This window comes from Citrobacter sp. wls613, from assembly GCF_005281195.1.
GTDB classification, from domain to species: domain Bacteria; phylum Pseudomonadota; class Gammaproteobacteria; order Enterobacterales; family Enterobacteriaceae; genus Citrobacter; species Citrobacter gillenii.
Genome location: NZ_SZXN01000012.1, coordinates 101,702 through 122,477 on the forward strand (window position 1 = coordinate 101,702; position 20,776 = coordinate 122,477).

General features: G+C 54.0%; 17 protein-coding genes. 8 read left to right on the forward strand and 9 right to left on the reverse strand.

The window, feature by feature from the left end:
* Positions 1-4 precede the first annotated feature (4 nt).
* The 7 genes from FDX01_RS02690 (at position 5) to folA (ending at position 6,519) form a co-directional block, all read left to right on the forward strand.
* A complete protein-coding gene (locus FDX01_RS02690) occupies positions 5-1,291 on the forward strand; it encodes an FAD-dependent oxidoreductase (protein ID WP_137399178.1) in 1,287 nt (428 codons plus the stop codon).
* Positions 1,288-1,575 (forward strand): ferredoxin-like protein FixX, encoded by a 288-nt coding sequence (gene fixX, locus FDX01_RS02695; RefSeq protein WP_096758345.1) that lies wholly within the window; start codon positions 1,288-1,290, stop codon positions 1,573-1,575. The genes FDX01_RS02690 and fixX overlap by 4 nt, the downstream gene beginning before the upstream one ends.
* Before the next feature lie 108 nt (positions 1,576-1,683).
* Positions 1,684-3,027 (forward strand): MFS transporter, encoded by a 1,344-nt coding sequence (locus tag FDX01_RS02700; RefSeq protein WP_117342332.1) that lies wholly within the window; start codon positions 1,684-1,686, stop codon positions 3,025-3,027.
* Between the two features lie 90 nt (positions 3,028-3,117).
* Complete coding sequence (locus tag FDX01_RS02705; protein ID WP_096758343.1) at positions 3,118-3,351, forward strand: YgdI/YgdR family lipoprotein; 234 nt, start codon at positions 3,118-3,120, stop codon at positions 3,349-3,351.
* 104 nt (positions 3,352-3,455) lie between these two features.
* Positions 3,456-3,986 carry a glutathione-regulated potassium-efflux system oxidoreductase KefF gene (gene kefF / locus FDX01_RS02710; RefSeq protein WP_115259486.1) on the forward strand — a complete coding sequence of 177 codons (531 nt, stop codon included), beginning with the start codon at positions 3,456-3,458 and terminating at the stop codon, positions 3,984-3,986.
* On the forward strand, positions 3,979-5,841 hold the full coding sequence (gene kefC, locus FDX01_RS02715) for a glutathione-regulated potassium-efflux system protein KefC (protein WP_137399179.1): 1,863 nt from the start codon (positions 3,979-3,981) through the stop codon (positions 5,839-5,841). Before kefF ends, kefC begins: the two co-directional genes overlap by 8 nt.
* 198 nt (positions 5,842-6,039) lie before the next feature.
* On the forward strand, positions 6,040-6,519 hold the full coding sequence (gene folA, locus FDX01_RS02720) for a type 3 dihydrofolate reductase (protein WP_096758340.1): 480 nt from the start codon (positions 6,040-6,042) through the stop codon (positions 6,517-6,519).
* A gap of 96 nt (positions 6,520-6,615) precedes the next feature.
* On the opposite strand, the gene apaH is transcribed toward folA, so the two are convergent.
* The 6 genes from apaH to lptD are packed head-to-tail and all read right to left on the reverse strand — an operon-like array spanning position 6,616 to position 13,356.
* Complete coding sequence (gene apaH, locus FDX01_RS02725; RefSeq protein WP_137399180.1) at positions 6,616-7,464, reverse strand: bis(5'-nucleosyl)-tetraphosphatase (symmetrical) ApaH; 849 nt, start codon at positions 7,462-7,464, stop codon at positions 6,616-6,618.
* A 10-nt stretch (positions 7,465-7,474) separates the two neighbouring features.
* On the reverse strand, positions 7,475-7,852 hold the full coding sequence (gene apaG / locus FDX01_RS02730) for a Co2+/Mg2+ efflux protein ApaG (RefSeq protein ID WP_096758338.1): 378 nt from the start codon (positions 7,850-7,852) through the stop codon (positions 7,475-7,477).
* 2 nt (positions 7,853-7,854) lie between these two features.
* A complete protein-coding gene (rsmA, locus tag FDX01_RS02735; RefSeq protein ID WP_096758337.1) occupies positions 7,855-8,676 on the reverse strand; it encodes a 16S rRNA (adenine(1518)-N(6)/adenine(1519)-N(6))-dimethyltransferase RsmA in 822 nt (273 codons plus the stop codon).
* The gene (gene pdxA, locus FDX01_RS02740) at positions 8,669-9,661 is read right to left on the reverse strand and encodes a 4-hydroxythreonine-4-phosphate dehydrogenase PdxA (protein WP_137399181.1); all 993 of its coding nucleotides are present in this window, start codon (positions 9,659-9,661) and stop codon (positions 8,669-8,671) included. Before pdxA ends, rsmA begins: the two co-directional genes overlap by 8 nt.
* Positions 9,661-10,947: a peptidylprolyl isomerase SurA gene (gene surA, locus FDX01_RS02745; RefSeq protein WP_096758335.1), complete on the reverse strand. Its 1,287-nt coding sequence runs from the start codon at positions 10,945-10,947 to the stop codon at positions 9,661-9,663. Before surA ends, pdxA begins: the two co-directional genes overlap by 1 nt.
* Positions 10,948-11,001: 54 nt before the next feature.
* Positions 11,002-13,356, reverse strand: a complete 2,355-nt coding sequence (lptD, locus tag FDX01_RS02750) for an LPS assembly protein LptD (RefSeq protein WP_117342329.1) — start codon at positions 13,354-13,356, stop codon at positions 11,002-11,004.
* 255 nt (positions 13,357-13,611) lie between these two features.
* Between lptD and djlA the strand changes: the two genes are divergently transcribed.
* Positions 13,612-14,424 (forward strand): co-chaperone DjlA, encoded by an 813-nt coding sequence (djlA, locus tag FDX01_RS02755; RefSeq protein ID WP_096758333.1) that lies wholly within the window; start codon positions 13,612-13,614, stop codon positions 14,422-14,424.
* 104 nt (positions 14,425-14,528) lie between these two features.
* On the opposite strand, the gene rluA is transcribed toward djlA, so the two are convergent.
* From rluA to polB, 3 genes are all read right to left on the reverse strand, one after another.
* Positions 14,529-15,188: a bifunctional tRNA pseudouridine(32) synthase/23S rRNA pseudouridine(746) synthase RluA gene (gene rluA, locus FDX01_RS02760; protein ID WP_135912603.1), complete on the reverse strand. Its 660-nt coding sequence runs from the start codon at positions 15,186-15,188 to the stop codon at positions 14,529-14,531.
* 11 nt (positions 15,189-15,199) lie between these two features.
* Positions 15,200-18,106, reverse strand: coding sequence for an RNA polymerase-associated protein RapA (gene rapA, locus FDX01_RS02765; protein WP_137399182.1), 2,907 nt, complete (start codon positions 18,104-18,106; stop codon positions 15,200-15,202).
* A 175-nt stretch (positions 18,107-18,281) separates the two neighbouring features.
* Positions 18,282-20,633: a DNA polymerase II gene (polB, locus tag FDX01_RS02770; protein WP_137399183.1), complete on the reverse strand. Its 2,352-nt coding sequence runs from the start codon at positions 20,631-20,633 to the stop codon at positions 18,282-18,284.
* Between the last annotated feature and the right edge of the window lie 143 nt (positions 20,634-20,776).

Consider the following 20,776-nt stretch of genomic DNA (forward strand, 5'->3'; position numbering starts at 1 on the left):
GTATATGTCCGAAGATATCTTTGATGCCATCATCGTGGGTGCAGGGCTGGCTGGCTCGGTTGCGGCGCTGGTGCTCGCTCGTGAAGGTGCACAGGTGCTGGTTATCGAGCGCGGCAATTCTGCTGGCGCGAAGAATGTCACCGGTGGGCGCATGTATGCGCACAGCCTGGAGCGTATCATCCCTGGCTTTGCTGAGCATGCTCCCATTGAACGCATGATCACCCACGAAAAACTCGCCTTTATGACTGAAAAAGGGGCGATGACGATGGATTATTGCAACGGAGAAGAGGCGGCGGCGTCGCAGGTTTCTTATTCCGTATTGCGCAGTAAATTTGACGCCTGGCTGATGGAGCAGGCTGAAGAGGCGGGCGCCCAGCTGATTACCGGTATCCGCGTGGATAATGTCGTCCAGCGTGATGGCAAGGTCGTGGGTGTGGAGGCCGATGGCGATATTCTTGAAGCAAAAGTGGTGATCCTCGCTGACGGCGTGAATTCTCTTCTGGCAGAAAAGTTGGGTATGGCCAAGCGCGTTGACGCGGCACATGTGGCCGTTGGTGTGAAGGAGCTTATTGAATTGCCGAAATCGGTGATTGAAGACCGCTTTCATCTGCAGGGTAACGAAGGCGCAGCCTGTCTGTTTGCTGGGTCGCCAACTGACGGCCTGATGGGCGGTGGCTTCCTCTATACTAATGAAACCACTGTTTCTTTAGGGCTGGTATGCGGCCTTCATCACCTGAAGGACGCGAAAAAATCGGTCCCGCAAATGCTGGAAGATTTCAAACAGCACCCGGCCGTTGCCCCACTGATTGCTGGTGGCAAGCTGGTGGAATATGCCGCTCACGTAGTGCCGGAAGCCGGGATGAATATGCAGCCGGAACTGGTGGGCGACGGTGTACTGATTGCTGGTGATGCTGCCGGAATGTGTATGAACCTTGGCTTCACCATTCGCGGTATGGATTTGGCTATCTCGGCAGGCGAAGCGGCCGCTAAAACGGTACTTTCAGCCATGAAGCGTGACGACTTTAGCAAGCAAGCGCTTGCCGAATATCACCAGCATTTGGACGACGGCCCGATGCGCGATATGCGCATGTATCAGAAGCTGCCTGCGTTCCTCGATAATCCCCGCATGTTTACCGCCTATCCAGAAATGGTAGTGAATATCGCCCGCGACCTGTTTACCGTGGATGGTTCAGCACCGGTCCCGATGCGTAAAACATTGCTGCGTCATACGAAGAAAGTGGGCTTCATCAACCTGATGAAGGATGGCCTTAAAGGAGTGACCGTATTATGACTTCTCCCGTCAATGTAGACGTCAAACTGGGCGTCAATAAATTCAATGTCGATGAAGAAAGCCCGCATATCATTCTGAAAACTCAGCCCGATAAACAGGTGCTGGAGGTGCTGATCAAAGCCTGCCCGGCCGGCTTGTACAAAAAACAGGATGACGGCAGCGTGCGCTTTGATTACGCCGGTTGCCTGGAATGCGGCACTTGTCGAATTCTCGGACTCGATACGGCGCTGGAGAAATGGGAATACCCACGCGGCACCTTTGGTGTGGAGTTCCGCTACGGCTAAACCTGGTGCCGGATGGCGGCTTCGCCTTATCCGGCCTACAGGCACAGTACGTAGGCCTGATAAGCGCAGCGCCATCAGGCATTAAGTTAAATAAAACAGGACATCACCATGCAGCAGCCCAGGAACTTTGATGACATCAAATTCACCTCCATTCACCGGCGAATAATGCTGTGGGGAAGCGGTGGACCGTTTCTGGATGGCTATGTGCTGGTGATGATTGGCGTTGCACTGGAGCAGCTCACACCGGCATTGAAGCTGGATGCGGAGTGGATTGGTCTGTTAGGTGCCGGGACGCTGGCCGGGCTGTTTGTCGGCACGTCGCTGTTTGGCTACATCTCCGATAAAGTCGGGCGGCGCAAAATGTTCATCATCGATATCATCGCCATTGGCGTGATATCGGCGGCGACGATGTTTGTTTCTTCTCCCGTAGAGCTGCTGGTGATGCGGGTGTTGATCGGGGTGGTCATCGGTGCAGATTATCCGATAGCCACTTCCATGATCACCGAGTTCTCCAATACCCGACAGCGCGCCTTTTCCATCGGTTTTATCGCTGCCATGTGGTATGTCGGTGCGACCTGCGCCGATCTGGTCGGCTACTGGCTGTATGATGTCGAGGGGGGATGGCGCTGGATGTTGGGGAGTGCGGTGATCCCCTGTATATTGATCCTCATTGGTCGTTTCGATCTTCCCGAGTCACCGCGATGGCTACTGCGTAAAGGGCGGGTAAAAGAGTGTGACGCGATGATGATCAAGCTGTTCGGCGAGCCGGTGGTGTTCGACGAAGAAGCACCGCAGGAAACACGCTTTCTTCAGTTGTTTAATCGCCGCCATTTCCCGTTTGTCTTATTCGTCGCCGCCATCTGGACCTGCCAGGTGATCCCGATGTTCGCTATTTATACCTTTGGTCCACAGATTGTCGGATTGCTCGGCCTCGGCGTTGGGAAAAGCGCCGCACTGGGCAACGTGGTGATTAGCCTGTGCTTTATGCTGGGCTGTATTCCACCGATGTTCTGGCTCAATAGTGCTGGTCGTAGGCCGCTGTTAATCGGCAGCTTTATTATGATGACGCTGGCGCTGGCCGTGTTAGGGCTGATTCCTGATATGGGTGTCTGGCTGGTGGTGCTGGCGTTTGCCGTATATGCGTTTTTCTCGGGAGGACCGGGGAACCTTCAGTGGTTGTACCCCAACGAGCTGTTCCCCACCGATATTCGCGCGTCCGCCGTCGGGGTGATCATGTCGCTAAGCCGGGTAGGAACCATTGTGTCTACTTGGGCGCTGCCAGTATTCATCACCAAATACGGGATCAGCCATGTGATGCTGATGGGGGCCGGGATTTCGCTGATTGGCCTGCTGGTTTCCATTGCCTTTGCGCCAGAAACGCGGGGGCTGACGCTGGCTCAGACCAGCCAAATGACGATCCGCAGTAAGCCAGCGTCGAGAGTCAGCCATTAGGAGTGTTCTGTATTTTCCCTGTTACTCAGTTAGTTAGCCTAAACTTAAACGGTATATCACTGAAAATGACTGAAAAGCAGGGAGAACACCATGCAAAAACATATTCTGATCACCTCCATTTTTACCGCAGCAGCGCTGTTCACCGTCGTCGGTTGTTCCTCCAACCAGGCGGTTAAAACAACCGACGGTAAAACCATTGTCACCAACGGCAAGCCGCAGGTGGATGATGATACAGGCCTGGTGTCGTATGAAAATGCGGAAACCGGTAAAACGGAACAAATTAACCGCGATCAAGTGAAAGATATGAGCGAACTCGACAACTAATTCAGTTTTCTCCATTCAGCTACTCAATAATATTGACTTTTAGCCTGCTGATTAACTGACTAAACTCACTGGTATTACAATAATGCAGTGATAGCAGGCTAATCATGATTCTCATCATTTATGCACATCCCTATCCGCAGCACTCGCATGCGAATAAGCGGATGCTTGAGCAGGCAAGGACGCTGGAGGGCGTAGAGGTTCGTTCGCTCTACCAGCTTTATCCCGACTTCAATATCGACATCGCCGCGGAGCAGGACGCGCTTTCACGCGCGAGCCTCATCGTCTGGCAGCATCCCATGCAGTGGTACAGCACACCGCCTCTCCTCAAACTGTGGATGGACAAAGTCCTCGCCCACGGCTGGGCGTATGGTCATGGTGGCACTGCGCTGCGCGGTAAACATTTGTTGTGGGCGGTCACCACCGGCGGCGGTGAAAATCATTTTGATATCGGCTCACACCCAGGTTTTGACGTGCTTTCTCAACCGTTGCAGGCCACGGCGTTATATTGCGGCCTGAAGTGGTTACCGCCGTTTGCGATGCACTGTACGTTCATCTGTGATGACGAAACGCTGCAGGCGCAGGCGCGGCATTACAAGCAGCGCTTAATGGAGTGGCAGGAGGCACATCATGGATAGCCACACGCTGATACAGGCGCTGATATATCTTGGTTCAGCGGCGTTGATTGTGCCGATTGCGGTCCGGCTGGGGTTAGGGTCGGTACTGGGGTATCTCATTGCAGGGTGCATCATCGGCCCGTGGGGCTTAAGGCTGGTGACGGACGCCGAATCAATCCTGCACTTTGCGGAAATCGGTGTGGTGCTGATGCTGTTTGTCATCGGTCTGGAACTCGACCCACAACGTTTGTGGAAGCTGCGGGCCTCGGTGTTTGGCGGCGGTGCGCTGCAAATGGTGGTCTGCGGCGGATTAATTGGTTTGTTCTGTATGTTCCTCGGCCTGCGCTGGCAGGTGGCTGTACTGATTGGCATGACGCTGGCTCTCTCCTCGACGGCTATCGCCATGCAGGCGATGAATGAACGCAACCTGATGGTGTCGCAAATGGGCCGCAGTGCGTTTGCCGTACTGTTGTTCCAGGATATTGCCGCCATTCCGCTGGTTGCCATGATCCCGCTGCTGGCGGCGAGCGGGGCGTCAACCACGCTCGGAGCGTTTGCGCTGTCGGCGCTGAAAGTGGCCGGTGCACTGGCGTTGGTGGTGGTACTGGGTCGTTATGTCACACGACCGGCCCTGCGTTTTGTCGCGCGCTCCGGACTGCGGGAGGTGTTCAGCGCCGTCGCCCTGTTCCTGGTTTTTGGATTCGGTTTATTGCTGGAAGAGGTGGGCCTGTCGATGGCGATGGGCGCATTCCTGGCGGGCGTTTTGCTGGCAAGCTCGGAGTATCGTCATGCGCTGGAAAGTGATATCGAACCGTTTAAAGGGTTGTTGCTGGGGCTGTTTTTCATCGGCGTCGGGATGTCTATCGACTTCGGCACGCTAATTGATAATCCGCTACGTATTATTATTCTGCTGGCGGGGTTCCTGGCAATCAAAATCATCATGCTGTGGGTGATTGCTAAGCCGTTGCAGGTGCCGAACAAGCAACGTCGCTGGTTTGCCGTATTATTAGGACAAGGGAGTGAGTTTGCCTTCGTGGTGTTTGGTGCGGCGCAAATGGCCAATGTGCTTGATCCTGAATGGGCAAAAGCGCTGACGCTTGCAGTGGCGCTGTCGATGGCGGCCACGCCCATTTTGCTGGTTGTCCTGACGCGGCTGGAAAAATCGTCCACCGGTGAAGCGCGTGAGGCGGATGAAATCGATGAGGCGCAACCCCGGGTGATTATCGCCGGGTTTGGTCGATTCGGCCAGATAACCGGTCGCTTGCTGCTTTCGAGCGGGGTGAAGATGGTGGTACTTGATCATGACCCGGACCATATCGAAACGCTGCGCAAATTTGGAATGAAGGTTTTTTATGGCGATGCAACACGGATGGATCTACTGGAGTCTGCGGGGGCCGCAAAAGCGGAGGTGATCATTAATGCCATTGACGATCCGCAAACCAGTCTGCAACTGACCGAAATGGTGAAAGCACATTTCCCGCACTTGCAAATTATTGCCCGGGCGCGCGATGTTGATCATTACATTCGCTTGCGTCAGGCGGGGGTTGAGATGCCTGAGCGTGAAACCTTTGAAGGCGCGTTGAAAACCGGGCGCCTGGCGCTGGAGGGGCTGGGGCTTGGGCGCTATGAAGCACGTGAGCGGGCCGATTTATTCCGTCGTTTCAATACGCTGATGGTTGAGGATATGGTGAAAGGTGAAAACGACGCGATTTCACGCGCGGCGGTATATAAGCGCACCAGCGCCATGTTGAGTGAAATTATTACCGAGGATCGTCAGCATTTGTCTCTGATTCAACGCCATGGCTGGCAAGGCACGGATGAAGGTAAACATACGGGAGACGTCGCAGATGAGCCGGAAGTGAAACCGTCAACATAGGGTAAAAAATGTGATGTTCTGCAAACTTTACTGCTAATTGACTGTTTTTGAACTACTGTAATGCTGGCAGCCCACTAAGAAGTCACGGACTCGCCAGCAGAACAGAAAATTTTCCTGCACATCTTCCTTTGGCTAGTCGACGAAAGAATGCGCTTTCCGTATAGTGGCGACAATTTTTTTGTATCCGGGAATTATTCAATGATCAGTCTGATTGCGGCGTTAGCGGTAGATCGCGTCATCGGTATGGAAAACGCCATGCCGTGGAACCTCCCTGCCGATCTCGCCTGGTTTAAACGTAACACCTTAAATAAGCCGGTTATTATGGGGCGCCATACCTGGGAATCCATCGGCCGACCGTTGCCAGGGCGTAAAAATATCGTCATCAGCAGCAAGCCGGGCACCGACGATCGCGTGCAGTGGGTGAAGTCTATTGATGAGGCGATTGCTGCCTGTGGCGATGAACCCGAGATTATGGTGATTGGCGGTGGGCGCGTGTATGAGCAGTTCCTGCCTAAAGCACAGAAGCTGTATCTGACGCATATCGATGCAGAAGTCGAAGGGGATACGCATTTTCCGGACTACGAGCCGGATGACTGGGAATCGGTCTTTAGCGAATTCCACGATGCCGACGCGCAAAACTCACACAGCTATTGCTTCGAAGTTCTGGAACGTCGTTAATCGTGTAATTGCCGGATGGCGGCGAAACGCCTTATCAGGCCTACATCCGGCACTGGAGTAGGCATGATAAGCGTAGCGCCATCAGGCATAAACATTTCAGGCGCTTACCGCCTCGCCGGGATCCAGCTTCAGATGACGATTTGACGGCTGAGTAAAGTACTGTTTGTCTTCCCAGCGCAAACAGGTGAGATCCCCGCCCCAACAGCAGCCTGTATCCAGCGCGTAAACCCCTTCCGGCGTCCCTTTACCCTCCAGCGAGGCCCAGTGCCCAAAGGCAATGCTATAGGCGTCACTGACCGGTCCTGGGATGGCAAACCACGGTTTCAGTGGAGCGGGCGCGTCTTCCGGCGACTCTTTGCTGTACATATCCAGCTGGCCATTCGGGAAACAGTAACGCATGCGGGTAAAGGCGTTAGTAATAAAACGTAGGCGTGCCAATCCGGTCAGTTCCGGCGTCCAGTTATTTGGCATGTCGCCATACATGGCATCAAGAAAGAACGGGTACGAGTCGCTCGACAGCACGGCTTCGACATCGCGGGCGCAGTCTTTCGCGGTTTGGAGATCCCACTGTGGTGTAATCCCGGCATGCGCCATCACCAGCTTCTTCTCTTCATCAACCTGTAACAGCGGTTGGCGACGTAGCCAGTTCAGCAGAGAATCCGCATCCGGGGCATCGAGTAGCGGCGTGAGCCGGTCTTTGGGTTTATTCCGGCTGATGCCTGCAAATACGGCCAGCAGGTGCAAATCGTGATTACCTAAGACTAACCTTACGCTGTCGCCAAGCGATTTGACATAACGCAGTACGTCAAGCGAGCCGGGGCCACGCGCGACCAGGTCGCCTGTGAGCCATAAGGTATCTTTCCCAGGGGCAAAATTGACTTGATGCAGCAATGCGATCAGTTCGTCGTAACAACCGTGAACGTCGCCAATGAGGTATGTTGCCATAGCTATTGTTTTAGTGGATGAGCGTTGGAACGGCGAGCCTGAATACGGGAATATCGATGGTAAAGGCAACGCCTTTCTCATCGATCATTTCGTAATGACCCTGCATGGTGCCCAGCGGGGTTTCAATCACCGCGCCGCTGGTATATTGGTACTCTTCACCGGGATCAATGTGGGGCTGAACGCCAACCACACCTTCACCCTGAACTTCGGTTTCACGGCCATGACCATTGGTAATCAACCAGTAACGTCCCAACAGTTGCACCGGCGCTCGCCCCAAATTGCGGATGGTTACGGTATAGGCAAAAACGTAACGTTCATCATCAGGTGAGGATTGCGCCTCAATATAGACGCTTTGTACCTGAATACACACTCGGGGCGAATTGATCATGCTTAACTCTCCTTCGATGACGCTTTTTCTGACAGATAGTTAGCCATCCGGCAGTATTGGGCGACAGAGATATTTTCCGCTCGCAGCGCCGGATCAACACCCAGTTCCGTCAGCACTTCAACGCTGAACAGATTACCGAGGCTGTTACGTACCGTTTTACGGCGCTGGTTAAACGCTTCGGTCGTAATGCGGCTCAGGACGCGAACGTCTTTGACCGGGTACGGCATCGTCGCGTGAGGGACCAGGCGTACAACGGCGGAATCAACTTTAGGCGCAGGCGTGAACGCGGATGGCGGTACTTCAAGTACCGGGATCACCTGGCAGTAATATTGTGCCATAACGGTTAGTCGACCATACGCTTTACTGTTTGGCCCTGCAACCAGACGGTTGACCACTTCTTTTTGCAACATGAAATGCATGTCGGCAATGGCATCAGTATAGGTAAAAAGATGGAACATCAGCGGCGTGGAGATGTTGTATGGCAGGTTACCAAATACGCGCAGCGGCTGACCCAGGGTTTGCGACAACTCGCCAAAGTCCATGGTCATGGCATCTTGCTGATAGATAGTCAGCTTCGGCCCTAAAAACGGGTGCGTTTGCAGGCGTGCGGCCAGATCGCGGTCCAGTTCAATGACCGTGAGCTTGTCCAGACGTTCACCTACCGGCTCGGTTAATGCCGCAAGGCCCGGACCGATTTCGACCATGGCCTGACCCTTTTGCGGGTTGATAGCAGAGACAATACTTTCGATCACAAACTGATCGTTGAGGAAGTTTTGCCCGAAACGTTTACGGGCTAAATGGCCCTGATGGACTCGATTATTCATTAGTATTAACAATCATTTTGATGGCGAGGTTAAGCGCCGTAATAAAACTGCCGACATCTGCTTGCCCACGACCCGCAAGTTCGAGTGCGGTACCGTGATCAACGGATGTGCGAATAAAGGGCAGGCCCAGTGTGATATTCACACCGCGACCAAATCCCTGGTATTTTAGCACGGGGAGACCCTGATCGTGGTACATTGCCAGCACGGCATCCGCGCTATCGAGATATTTAGGTTGAAACAGAGTATCTGCGGGCAGTGGACCGCGTAATTTCATTCCCTGAGCACGCATTTCATTCAGTACTGGAATGAGCGTATCGATCTCTTCCGTCCCCATATGACCGCCTTCCCCCGCATGTGGGTTCAGGCCGCAGACCAGAATCTGCGGATCGTTCAGGCCAAACTTGGTGCGTAAATCATGGTGCAGAATGCCGATCACTTCCCGCAGTAGTGTGGGCGTAATGGCATCGGCAACGTCTCTGAGCGGCAGGTGCGTGGTTGCCAGGGCAACGCGCAGCTCCTCGGTCGCCAGCATCATCACGACTTTTTTCGCCTGCGAGCGTTCTTCAAAGTACTCAGTGTGTCCGGTAAACGGCACGCCGGCATCGTTGATCACGCCCTTGTGAACCGGGCCAGTAATCAGCGCGGCGAATTCACCCTGTAAGCAACCGTCGCATGCGCGAGCCAGCGTATCAACCACATACGGTCCATTCTCTACCGCCAGTTGCCCCGCAATGACAGGGGCCCGCAGCGCAATCGGTAACAGCGTCAATGTGCCCGCTGCTTGTGGTTTGGCTGGGATATCAGGAGAGTAGGGGAGGAGCGAAAGCGGTAAACCGAGCATAGCTGCTCGGTTCGAAAGTAACGCGGCATCGGCGCAGACGACGAGTTCAACCGGCCACTCACGCTGCGCAAGCTGGACCACCAGGTCCGGACCAATCCCGGCGGGTTCGCCGGGAGTGATGACAACGCGTTGAGTACGGACCATTAGTTGCTCAGAATTTTAACGTACGCGCTGGCACGCTGTTCTTGCATCCAGGTCGCGGCTTCTTCAGAGAACTTACGGTTCATCAGCATGCGGTAGGCTCTGTCTTTCTGCGCGGCGTCAGTTTTATCAACGTTACGCGTGTCCAGCAGTTCGATCAGGTGCCAGCCAAAAGAGGAGTGCACCGGAGCGCTCATCTGACCTTTGTTCAGTCGGGTCAGCGCATCGCGGAAGGCTGGATCGAAAATATCCGCTGCCGCCCAACCCAGATCGCCGCCCTGGTTTGCAGAACCAGGATCCTGAGAGAACTCTTTAGCCGCGGCGGCAAAGGTCGTTTTACCGCTCTTAATATCAGCCGCGATTTGCTCCAGTTTCAGACGCGCCTGCTGATCGGTCATGATCGGAGACGGTTTCAGCAGGATATGGCGGGCATGAACTTCCGTTACGGAGATGCTCTGGCTCTGGCCACGCATATCGTTGACTTTCAGAATGTGGAAGCCGACACCTGAACGAATCGGGCCGATGATATCGCCTTTTTTCGCAGTGCTTAGTGCCTGCGCAAAGATGCCTGGCAGTTCCTGAATACGTCCCCATCCCATCTGGCCGCCTTTCAGCGCCTGCTGGTCTGCGGAATAGGTAATCGCCAGTTTACCGAAATCGCTACCGTTACGTGCTTCTTCGACGACAGCACGCGCCTGGCTTTCTGCTTCATTAACCTGGTCGGAGGATGGGTTTTCCGGTAACGGAATCAGAATGTGGCTCAGGTTCAGCTCAGTGCTGGCATCATTTTGATTGCCAACCTGCTGAGCCAGAGCATCCACTTCCTGCGGCAGAATGGTGACGCGACGGCGAACTTCATTGTTACGCACTTCAGAGATGGTCATCTCTTTACGGATCTGGTTACGATAGGTCGAATAGCTCAGACCATCGTGGGCCAGACGACTGCGCATCTGGTCCAGTGTCATATTGTTCTGCTTAGCGATGTTGGCGATGGCCTGATCCAACTGCTCATCAGTGATTTTCACCCCCATCTTCTGACCCATCTGCAGAACGATTTGATCCATGATCAAACGTTCGAGGATCTGATGGCGCAGCGTTGCGTCGTCGGGTAATTGCTGACCCGCCTGACCCGCATTAAGTTTTACTGACTGCATTAAGCCATCAACGTCGCTTTCCAGAACGACGCCGTTATTGACGACGGCTGCGACTTTATCGACTACCTGTGGGGCAGCGAAACTGGTATTCGCGACCATGGCGATACCGAGAAGCAGCGTTTTCCAGTTCTTCATACTTTTTCCATTATTAATTAACCGCAATGCGGATTACGTTTTAAATCAATCAGATCATAAAGCGCTTTGATACGGCAAAATGTTCGAACGCAACATTTGGTTGGTGCCGAGACCATAGTTAGAGCTCAGACCGCGGAGTTCGATGTTAAAGCCGATCGTGTTGTCATAAATCGCGTGTTTTTGCGTATCATCCCAACCGTTCAGCTTACGCTCGTAGCCAAAGCGAATGGCATAACAGCAGGAGTTGTACTGCACGCCCAGCATCTGGTCAGCAGGTTTATTGACGTTCGTATCGAAGTAATAAGCCCCGACAATTGACCAGCGGTCAGCAATCGGCAAGCTGGCCACGGCGCCCACTTGAGAAATCCCGTTTTCATACTGTGCCTGATTCCATTTATTTTTATCAGCACTGTTATTCGGCAGTGTGGCCTGGATGTATTCCGGGCTGGCGTAACGGTAGTTCAACTGCAGCAAACTGTTTTCGTCACGACGGTATTCGATACTGCTGTTGCTGGTCGCGATGCTGTCCAGACGGGTATCGTACTGGATCCCGCTGCGTAAACCCCAGCGTTCGGAGATACGCCAGTAGGTATCGCCTGCCCACACCAGTGAACCGGTTTTGTCATCATTCTCCCATTCTATGTTGTCATCACCGGTGCGAGACTCGGTGAAATAGTAGATTTGACCCACAGAAATGTTAAAACGTTCAACGGCGGCGTCATCATATACGCGAGATGTGACCCCGGTCGTTACCTGGTTGGCCGAGGCAATACGGTCCAAACCGCCATAGGTGCGGTCACGGAACAGGCCGCTGTAGTCAGCTTGCAGCAGGGAAGAGTCGTAGTTATTAATGTTGCTTTGATCGCGGTATGGCACATATAAATACTGCGCGCGCGGCTCCAGCGTCTGGGTATAACCCGGTGCCAGCATTGCCATATCGCGTTCAAAGATCATCTTACCGTCGACTTTAAACTGCGGCATCACACGGTTTACGGTCTCGTCATACTGAGGGTAATCGTCAAGATTACTCTGCTGATAGTGCGTAGCCAGCATTTTGGCTTCAGTGTTGATACTTCCCCACTGATTGGACAACGGCAGATTGATGGTCGGTTCGAGGTGTAAACGCGTTGCTTCCGGCATGTTGTCGGTCGTGTTGACGAAATGCACTGCCTGTGCATAAACGCGGGTATCAAACGGACCAACATCGTTCTGATAGAAGTTAACGTCTAGCTGTGGCTCGGCGGAATAGCTACTCTTGTTCTGATCGCCAAAGACCTGGAACTGTTTGGTGGAAACTGTCGCATCAAAGTTCTGTACCGCGTAGCCGACGCTGAATTTCTGCGTGGCGTAGCCGTCGGTACTGGAACCGTACTTGTTATCAAAGTCATTGAAATAACTAGAGTCGCTGACCTTGGTGTAGTCGACATTGAAGCGCCACACCTGGTCCATCACGCCAGCGTGTTGCCAGTAGAACAACCAGCGGCGTGAGTTGTCATCCTTCGAGTTTTCATCCTCGTAGACTTTATCGGAGTTCAAATAGTCGAATTCCATCAAACCGGCACCCGCCTGGCTGAGGTAGCGGAATTCGTTCTCCCACATCACGCCGCCACGACGGTGCATGTAATGCGGTGTAATGGTGGCGTCCATATTGGGCGCGATGTTCCAGTAATACGGCAGGTAGAACTCAAAATAGTTATTGCTAGTGTATTTTGCGTTCGGGATTAAGAAACCGGAGCGGCGTTTGTCGCCGACGGGCAGCTGCATATACGGGCTGTAAAAGACCGGAACCGGACCCAGTTTAAAGCGGGCGTTCCAGATTTCCGCGACCTGTTCTTCGCGATCGTGGATCACTTCGCTACCGACAACGCTCCAGGTATTCGAACCCGGTAGACAGGAAGTGAAGCTCCCGTTTTCCAGAATGGTGTAGCGGTTTTCACCCCGCTGTTTCATCAGGTCGGCTTTACCGCGTCCCTGACGACCGACCATCTGATAGTCACCTTCCCAGATGTTGGTATCTTTGGTATTCAGATTCGACCAACCCTTCGGCCCCTTCAGAATGACCTGATTGTCATCATAATGGACGTTACCCAGCGCATCGACGGTACGGACCGGCTCCGGCAGACCCTCGGCCTGCTTCTGGTGCAACTGCACTTCGTCAGCCTGCAGGCGGCTGTTACCCTGTGCGATATCCACGTTGCCAGTAAACACGGCGTCATCCGGGTAATTCCCTTTCGCGTGATCGGCATTGATGGTAACAGGTAATTCATTGGTCTCGCCCTGCACCAGAGGACGGTTATAGCTTGGCACGCCCAACATGCACTGTGAGGCGAGATCGGCTGCCAGACCCTGTTGACTATAAAGGGCACTGGCAATCATGGTGGCCAGAAGAGTGGGAATACGTTTTTTCATACGTTGTATTTATTGTTCCATCATCAGTAGCGTCGCGCGTGACAAACGGTCACAGCCTAACTTATCTCATCTTCACTGCGCTAGTGTTAATCCTGCCCATTTAGGCATCCGTGGTGTTAGGCACGGCATTGAATGACAGGTATGATAATGCAAATTATAGGCGATGTCCCACAATTGACCGCTGCCGTAAAACGGTAAAAGCACCTTATATTGTGGTACATAGCCCGGCTGGCAGCGTAAAGATTTGGGGAGTCTATGCAGTATTGGGGAAAGATTATTGGTGTCGCCGTGGCCTTAATGATGGGCGGCGGCTTCTGGGGCGTGGTTTTAGGCCTGCTTGTGGGTCATATGTTCGACAAAGCCCGCATGCGCAAAATGGCGTGGTTTGCCAATCAACGTGAACGTCAGGCGCTGTTTTTTGCCACCACCTTTGAGGTGATGGGACACCTGACCAAATCAAAAGGACGTGTCACGGAAGCCGATATTCATATCGCCAGCCAGCTGATGGACCGGATGAATTTACACGGTGACTCACGAACCGCTGCGCAGCATGCCTTCCGGGTGGGAAAATCAGACAATTACCCATTACGTGAAAAAATGCGCCAGTTTCGCAGTGTCTGTTTTGGCCGCTTCGACCTGATCCGTATGTTTCTGGAGATCCAGATCCAGGCGGCGTTTGCGGACGGGTCGCTGCATCCTAACGAACGTGAAGTGCTGTATGTGATTGCTGAAGAGCTGGGGATCTCGCGCGCGCAATTTGATCAGTATCTGCGCATGATGCAGGGTGGTGCGCAGTTTGGTGGTGGATATCAGCAACAGTCTGGCGGTGGCTGGCAGCAGGCACAGCGTGGTCCGACGCTGGAAGATGCGTGTAATGTGCTGGGTGTTAAAGCGACCGACGATGCCACTACTATTAAGCGCGCTTATCGTAAACTGATGAGCGAGCACCATCCCGACAAGCTGGTCGCGAAAGGACTACCGCCGGAGATGATGGAAATGGCCAAGCAGAAAGCGCAGGAAATTCAAAAGGCTTATGAGTTAATTAAAGAACAGAAAGGCTTCAAGTAAGCGGCAGAATAAGTTGCCGGATGGCAGCTAGCGCCTTATCCGGCCTACGTTGAAGAATGTAGGCCGGGCAAGCGTAGCGCCCCCGGCACAGAGCAGCACAAAATTTAAAAATCTGCCGGGACTTTAAAGGTCATACTATTGCCGTACTCGGGATGAGTAATGGTGAGCATCTCGGCATGCAGCAGCAGGCGTGGCGCTAACGCCAGGGCTTCCGGTGGGGCATAGAAGCGGTCACCCAGAATCGGATGCCCTAACGCCAGCATATGCACGCGTAGCTGATGAGAACGCCCGGTAATGGGTTTCAGCACCACCCGCGCGGTATTATCCGTCGCGAATTCCACTACTTCATACTCAGTCTGCGCGGCTTTGCCCGTCTCATAACAGACTTTCTGTTTTGGTCGGTTCGGCCAGTCGCAAATCAGCGGTAAATCCACCAGTCCCTCGGCGGGTGAGGGATGCCCCCACACGCGTGCGACATACTGCTTCTTCGGTTCGCGCTCGCGAAATTGACGCTTTAGCTCGCGCTCTGCCGCTTTGGTCAGCGCCACTACAATCACGCCGCTGGTGGCCATGTCCAGGCGATGCACTGATTCTGCCAGTGGATAGTCGCGTTGAATACGCGTCATCACGCTGTCTTTGTGCTCTTCAAGGCGACCCGGCACGGACAACAAGCCGCTCGGCTTGTTGACCACCATAATGTGTTCATCCTGATACAGGATAACCAGCCAGGGTTCCTGCGGCGGATTGTAGTTTTCCATCCCCATGTATGGCTCCGTTACTGATGCGTCACGACGATCAGGCGTAAGGCATCCAGACGCCAGCCGGCCTGATCCAGGCTTTCCATCACCTGCTGACGGTTGCTTTCAATCGCGGCAAGTTCGTCATCACGGATGTTCGGGTTAACGGCGCGCAGCGCTTCCAGACGCGACAGTTCTGCAGACAGCTTCTCATCCGCTTCTTTACGTGCGGCGTCGATCAGCGCGCGGGCAGATTGCTCAACCTGCGCTTCACCCAACTGCAGAATCGCATGGACATCTTGCTGCACGGCGTTGACCAGCTTGCTACCGGTATGGCGATTAACGGCACTGAGCTGGCGGTTAAAGGTTTCAAACTCCACCTGAGCGGCGAGGTTGTTACCGTTTTTATCCAGCAACATGCGCACCGGCGTCGGTGGCAGGAAGCGGTTGAGCTGCAGTTGCTTCGGTGCCTGCGCTTCGACCACGTACACCAGTTCAACCAGCAGGGTACCAACCGGCAATGCTTTGTTTTTCAACAGAGATATGGTGCTGCTGCCGGTATCACCAGACAGGATAAGATCCAGACCGTTACGGATCAGCGGATGCTCCCAGGTGATAAACTGGGCGTCTTCACGCGACAGTGCAATATCTCGCTCAAAGGTAATGGTGCAGCCGTCTTCAGGCAACCCCGGAAAATCCGGGACCAGCATATGATCGGACGGCGTCAGCACAATTAAGTTGTCCCCGCGATCGTCCTGATTAATACCGACGATATCAAACAGGTTCATGGCGAAGGCGATCAGACTGGTGTCGTAATCCTGCTCCTCAATGCTCTCAGCCAGCGCCAGCGCTTTTTCGCCGCCGTTGGAGTGAATCTCGAGTAGACGGTCGCGCCCTTGTTCCAGCTGCGCTTTCAGTGCGTCATGCTGTTCACGGCAGGCTTTGATCAGATCATCAAATCCTTCGTTGTTTTCCGGCTCCGCCAGATAACCAATCAGGTTGTTATAGACCGTATCATAAATCGTACGCCCGGTCGGACAGGTGTGCTCAAACGCATCCAGACCTTCGTGGTACCAGCGCACCAGCACGGACTGGGCGGTTTTTTCCAGGTACGGGACGTGGATCTGAATATCGTGCGCTTGACCAATACGGTCCAGACGTCCAATACGTTGTTCCAGCAGATCCGGGTTAAACGGCAGGTCAAACATCACCAGGTTGCTGGCGAACTGGAAGTTACGGCCTTCAGAACCGATCTCCGAGCACAGCATCACCTGTGCACCGCTGTCCTCTTCGCTAAACCAGGCGGCAGCACGGTCACGTTCGATGATCGACATACCTTCATGGAATACGGCAGCGCGAATGCCTTCACGCTCGCGCAGCACCTGCTCCAGCTGCAACGCGGTGGTCGCTTTCGCACAGATAACCAGTACTTTCTGCGAACGATGACTGGTCAGGTAGCCCATCAACCATTCAACGCGTGGGTCGAAGTTCCACCAGGTACCGGTATCGCCTTCGAACTCCTGATAAATCTGCTCCGGATAGAGCATGTCGCGGGCGCGCTCTTCTGCGCTTTTACGTGCGCCCATAATGCCGGAGACTTTAATGGCTGTCTGGTATTGGGTCGGCAGCGGCAGCTTAATAGTATGCAGTTCGCGTTTCGGGAAACCTTTCACCCCATTACGGGTGTTACGGAACAGTACGCGGCTGGTGCCATGGCGGTCCATTAGCATGGAAACCAGTTCCTGGCGCGCGCTCTGGGCATCTTCACGATCGCTGTTAGCAGCTTGCAGCAGCGGCTCGATGTCCTGCTCACCAATCAGATCGCCGAGCATGTTCAGCTCATTGTTGCTCAGTTTGTTGCCTGCCAGCAGCATGGCGACGGCATCGGCTACCGGACGGTAATTTTTTTGCTCTTCAACAAACTGCTCGAAATCGTGGAAACGGCTTGGGTCCAGCAGGCGTAAACGCGCAAAGTGACTTTCCATACCCAGCTGTTCCGGCGTTGCGGTCAGCAGCAAGATGCCCGGTACGCGCTCGGCCAGTTGTTCGATCGCCATATACTCGCGGCTTGGCGCATCTTCGCTCCACACCAGGTGATGAGCTTCATCGACCACCAACAGATCCCATTCTGCTTCACACAAATGCTCCAGACGCTGCTTGCTACGACGCGCAAAATCCAGAGAGCAGATGACAAGCTGCTCGGTTTCAAACGGATTGTAGGCATCGTGCTGCGCTTCGGCATAGCGCTCATCATCAAACAGCGCAAAGCGCAGGTTGAAACGGCGCAGCATTTCGACCAGCCATTGGTGCTGTAACGTCTCAGGGACGATGATCAGCACGCGTTCGGCGGCACCGGACAGCAGTTGCTGATGCAGGATCATCCCGGCTTCAATGGTTTTTCCCAGGCCCACTTCATCTGCCAGCAAAACGCGAGGGGCATGGCGACGACCGACATCATGGGCAATATTAAGCTGGTGGGGGATCAGGCTGGTACGTTGACCGCGCAGACCACTCCACGGCATACGATACTGTTCGCTCTGAAATTTACGCGCACGATAGCGCAGCGCAAAGCGGTCCATACGGTCGATTTGGCCAGCAAACAGACGATCCTGAGGTTTGCTGAACACCAGCTTGCTGTCGAGCAGGACTTCGCGCAGCACGACGCCGGTTTCTTCGGTATCAAGGCGGGTTCCGATATAGGCAAGCAGTCCGTTTTCTTCTTTTACTTCATCGACATGCAATTGCCAGCCTTCATGGCTAGTGATCGTATCACCAGGATTGAACATCACGCGGGTCACAGGGCAGTCACTGCGCGCATACAGACGGTTTTCACCCGTCGATGAGAAAAGTAAGGTGACGGTTCGCGCATCCATGGCGACAACGGTACCAAGTCCCAATTCGCTTTCTGTATCGCTGATCCAGCGTTGACCAAGTGTAAAAGGCATATGTGTTCGGCTCTATATCTTTAATTGCAGGCAATACTCGTCATGTATCGGGTAACCCGAGTTTTCAGAGCATACGACCCCGCTACCAGGCTAGTGAATCAGTGGTAGTGGTGTTAAATGGGTCCAGGAATGGAAAGGGCGCTATGGTACTGGATGGCGACGGTTTCGTCACGCGTCAAAATAACCCCAGTTGCCCTGTGAGTAGTGTAGCAAAGTTATCATCAACAAAGGGAAGAATTCCCTCGGCAACCGGCTGTATCTGGCGCGTAAGATAATGCTCATAATCCAGCGCAGAAAGCTGATAATCCACAGGTTCCGGGCCGTTTATCGTCCAGACATATTTTATGGTGCCACGGTTTTGATACTGCGGAGGACGGCCTCGCTTGATGTTCTGTTCATCGGCAAGCCGCGCGGCGCGAACGTGGGGTGGGACATTACGCTGGTATTCGCTTAACGGGCGGCGCAGGCGCTTACGGTAAACCAGCTGATCGTCCAGTTCACCGGCCATCAGGCGGTCGATGGTTTCCCTGACAAAATCCTGATACGGCTCCTGGCGAAAGACCCGCAAATAGAGTTCCTGCTGGAACCGTTGTGCCAGCGGTGTCCAGTCAGTGCGTACGGTTTCCAGTCCTTTGAAGACCATGCGCTGCTGGTCCCCGTCCTGAATGAGTCCGGCGTAGCGCTTCTTGCTGCCCGTATCCGCGCCGCGAATGGTCGGCATCAAAAAGCGGCGAAAATGGGTTTCAAACTCCAGTTCGAGCGCGCTGGTCAGGTTTTGTTGTTGCAGCGACTGCGCCCACCAGGTGTTGACATGATGGACCAACTCCCGACCAATCCTTGCCGCATCCTCTTCCGCGTGTGCGCCTTTGAGCCAGACAAACGTTGAGTCGGTATCGCCATAGATAACGTCATAACCCTGCGCTTCAATCAGCGCTTTGGTCTGGCGCATGATCGCATGCCCGCGCATGGTGATCGACGAGGCCAGTCTGGGATCGAAAAATCGACATGCCGTGGTGCCGAGCACGCCGTAAAAGGCGTTCATAATGATTTTGAGCGCCTGCGAGAGCGGCTTATTTCCCTGGCGTTTTGCCTCGTCTCGCCCGTGCCAGATCTGGGTCACTATTTCCGGTAGGCAGTGTTTTTCGCGCGAAAACCAGGCACCAAGGAATCCTTCAGTGCTGTGTTCAGGATCCGGCTGCGCCATACCTTCGATAAGTCCCACCGGATCGATCAGAAAGGTGCGGATGATAGACGGGTACAGGCTTTTGTAATCCAGAACCAGCACCGAGTCGTACAAACCAGGACGCGAGTCCATCACATAGCCGCCGGGGCTGGCATGGGGGGGGACTTCCCCGAGATTTGGCGCAACGTAACCGGCACGGTGCATGCGCGGAAGATAGAGATGACCAAATGCCGCAACCGAGCCACCGTGCCTGTCGACCGGCAGACCGTTGACCGTTGAGCGCTCCAACAGAAACGGCATGATCTCGGTTTTATGAAAGATGCGCGTGACCAGTTCACAGTCTTTGAGATTATAAGTGGCAAGCGCGGGCTTATCCTGAGCGAATCGGCGGTCAATTTCGTCCATGCGGTCCCAGGGATTATCAATTGATTTCCCTTCACCCAGTAGCTCCTGCGACACCGTTTCCAGCGAAAACGAGGAAAAGTTCCAGAACGCGGATTTGAGGGCCTCAATGCCGTCAATGATCAGGCGGCCTTTGGCCTGGGCGAAAAAAACGCCGTTTTTGAAACCGTGCTCGCGCCATTCCAGTTCGCTGTTGTCACGGCCAAAACGCAGGGGAATTCGGTAACGCTCGGCATGATTTTGCAGGACACGTAAATCGAACTGCACGACGTTCCAGCCGATGATGACATCAGGATTGTGGTGGGCTATCCACGCGTTGAGCTTTTCCAGCAACTGCGGACGGCTCGCCACATATTCAAGTTCAAAATCAAGCTGTGAGGCATCACCGTTGGCCGGGCCGAGCATATAGACAATACGCTGTCCGCAGCCTTCGAGACCAATGCAGTAAAGCTCGCCGTGCCGCGTGGTTTCGATATCCAGCGATAGCCATTTTAAGGGTGGGCGATAGTCCGGGTTTGGCTTCAGCCGCGCGTTGATCAGCGTGTCATTATACCGATCGCCATCCACCCAAACGGGGGAGGTGATAAAGCGCTCCATCAGATAACGTTCCGGCGGACGCACGTCGGCCTCATAGACTGTGACGCTATTTTCGCGTAGCAGCTTCTCAAGACGCATCAACTGGCGATGGGATTGGCAGTACAGCCCCGAAACGGGCTGGCGATGAAAATCTTTCAGGTTAAGCGGAGCCAGCCGAAAGCCGTTTTCTGCGCGTAATAGTGAAGTAACGCGGGAAACCTGGCTGGTTGGGATGAAGGCAACTGACTCCTGCGGCGCAAGCGTGACCAGCAATGGCCCGTCGTCCGTTGCCAGCCAGAATGAAACCTCTGTCCCCTGTGGGGTATCCCGCCAGTGCCGGGTTAAAATAAAACCTGCCTGCGCCACGCTGCGTACCCATCAAAAAACCCGGCATGATTATAGCCTGGTTTATCTGGTTGTACTGTTTTTTTATACAGCTCATGACGAATTTGATTCATGAATACGAGGATGAAGATTTGGGTAATGACTCCAACTTACTGATAGTGTTT

What these genes read in the sequence shown, in the direction of transcription:
- apaG (WP_096758338.1), bottom strand. Translation starts at nt 7,852, where the DNA reads ATGATCAATTCGCCCCGAGTGTGTATTCAGGTACAAAGCGTCTATATT.
- rluA (WP_135912603.1), bottom strand. Translation starts at nt 15,188, where the DNA reads ATGGGGATGGAAAACTACAATCCGCCGCAGGAACCCTGGCTGGTTATC.
- FDX01_RS02705 (WP_096758343.1), top strand. Translation starts at nt 3,118, where the DNA reads ATGCAAAAACATATTCTGATCACCTCCATTTTTACCGCAGCAGCGCTG.
- pdxA (WP_137399181.1), bottom strand. Translation starts at nt 9,661, where the DNA reads ATGGTCCGTACTCAACGCGTTGTCATCACTCCCGGCGAACCCGCCGGG.
- surA (WP_096758335.1), bottom strand. Translation starts at nt 10,947, where the DNA reads ATGAAGAACTGGAAAACGCTGCTTCTCGGTATCGCCATGGTCGCGAAT.
- djlA (WP_096758333.1), top strand. Translation starts at nt 13,612, where the DNA reads ATGCAGTATTGGGGAAAGATTATTGGTGTCGCCGTGGCCTTAATGATG.
- FDX01_RS02690 (WP_137399178.1), top strand. Translation starts at nt 5, where the DNA reads ATGTCCGAAGATATCTTTGATGCCATCATCGTGGGTGCAGGGCTGGCT.
- rapA (WP_137399182.1), bottom strand. Translation starts at nt 18,106, where the DNA reads ATGCCTTTTACACTTGGTCAACGCTGGATCAGCGATACAGAAAGCGAA.
- kefF (WP_115259486.1), top strand. Translation starts at nt 3,456, where the DNA reads ATGATTCTCATCATTTATGCACATCCCTATCCGCAGCACTCGCATGCG.
- rsmA (WP_096758337.1), bottom strand. Translation starts at nt 8,676, where the DNA reads ATGAATAATCGAGTCCATCAGGGCCATTTAGCCCGTAAACGTTTCGGG.
- fixX (WP_096758345.1), top strand. Translation starts at nt 1,288, where the DNA reads ATGACTTCTCCCGTCAATGTAGACGTCAAACTGGGCGTCAATAAATTC.
- folA (WP_096758340.1), top strand. Translation starts at nt 6,040, where the DNA reads ATGATCAGTCTGATTGCGGCGTTAGCGGTAGATCGCGTCATCGGTATG.
- FDX01_RS02700 (WP_117342332.1), top strand. Translation starts at nt 1,684, where the DNA reads ATGCAGCAGCCCAGGAACTTTGATGACATCAAATTCACCTCCATTCAC.
- lptD (WP_117342329.1), bottom strand. Translation starts at nt 13,356, where the DNA reads ATGAAAAAACGTATTCCCACTCTTCTGGCCACCATGATTGCCAGTGCC.
- kefC (WP_137399179.1), top strand. Translation starts at nt 3,979, where the DNA reads ATGGATAGCCACACGCTGATACAGGCGCTGATATATCTTGGTTCAGCG.
- apaH (WP_137399180.1), bottom strand. Translation starts at nt 7,464, where the DNA reads ATGGCAACATACCTCATTGGCGACGTTCACGGTTGTTACGACGAACTG.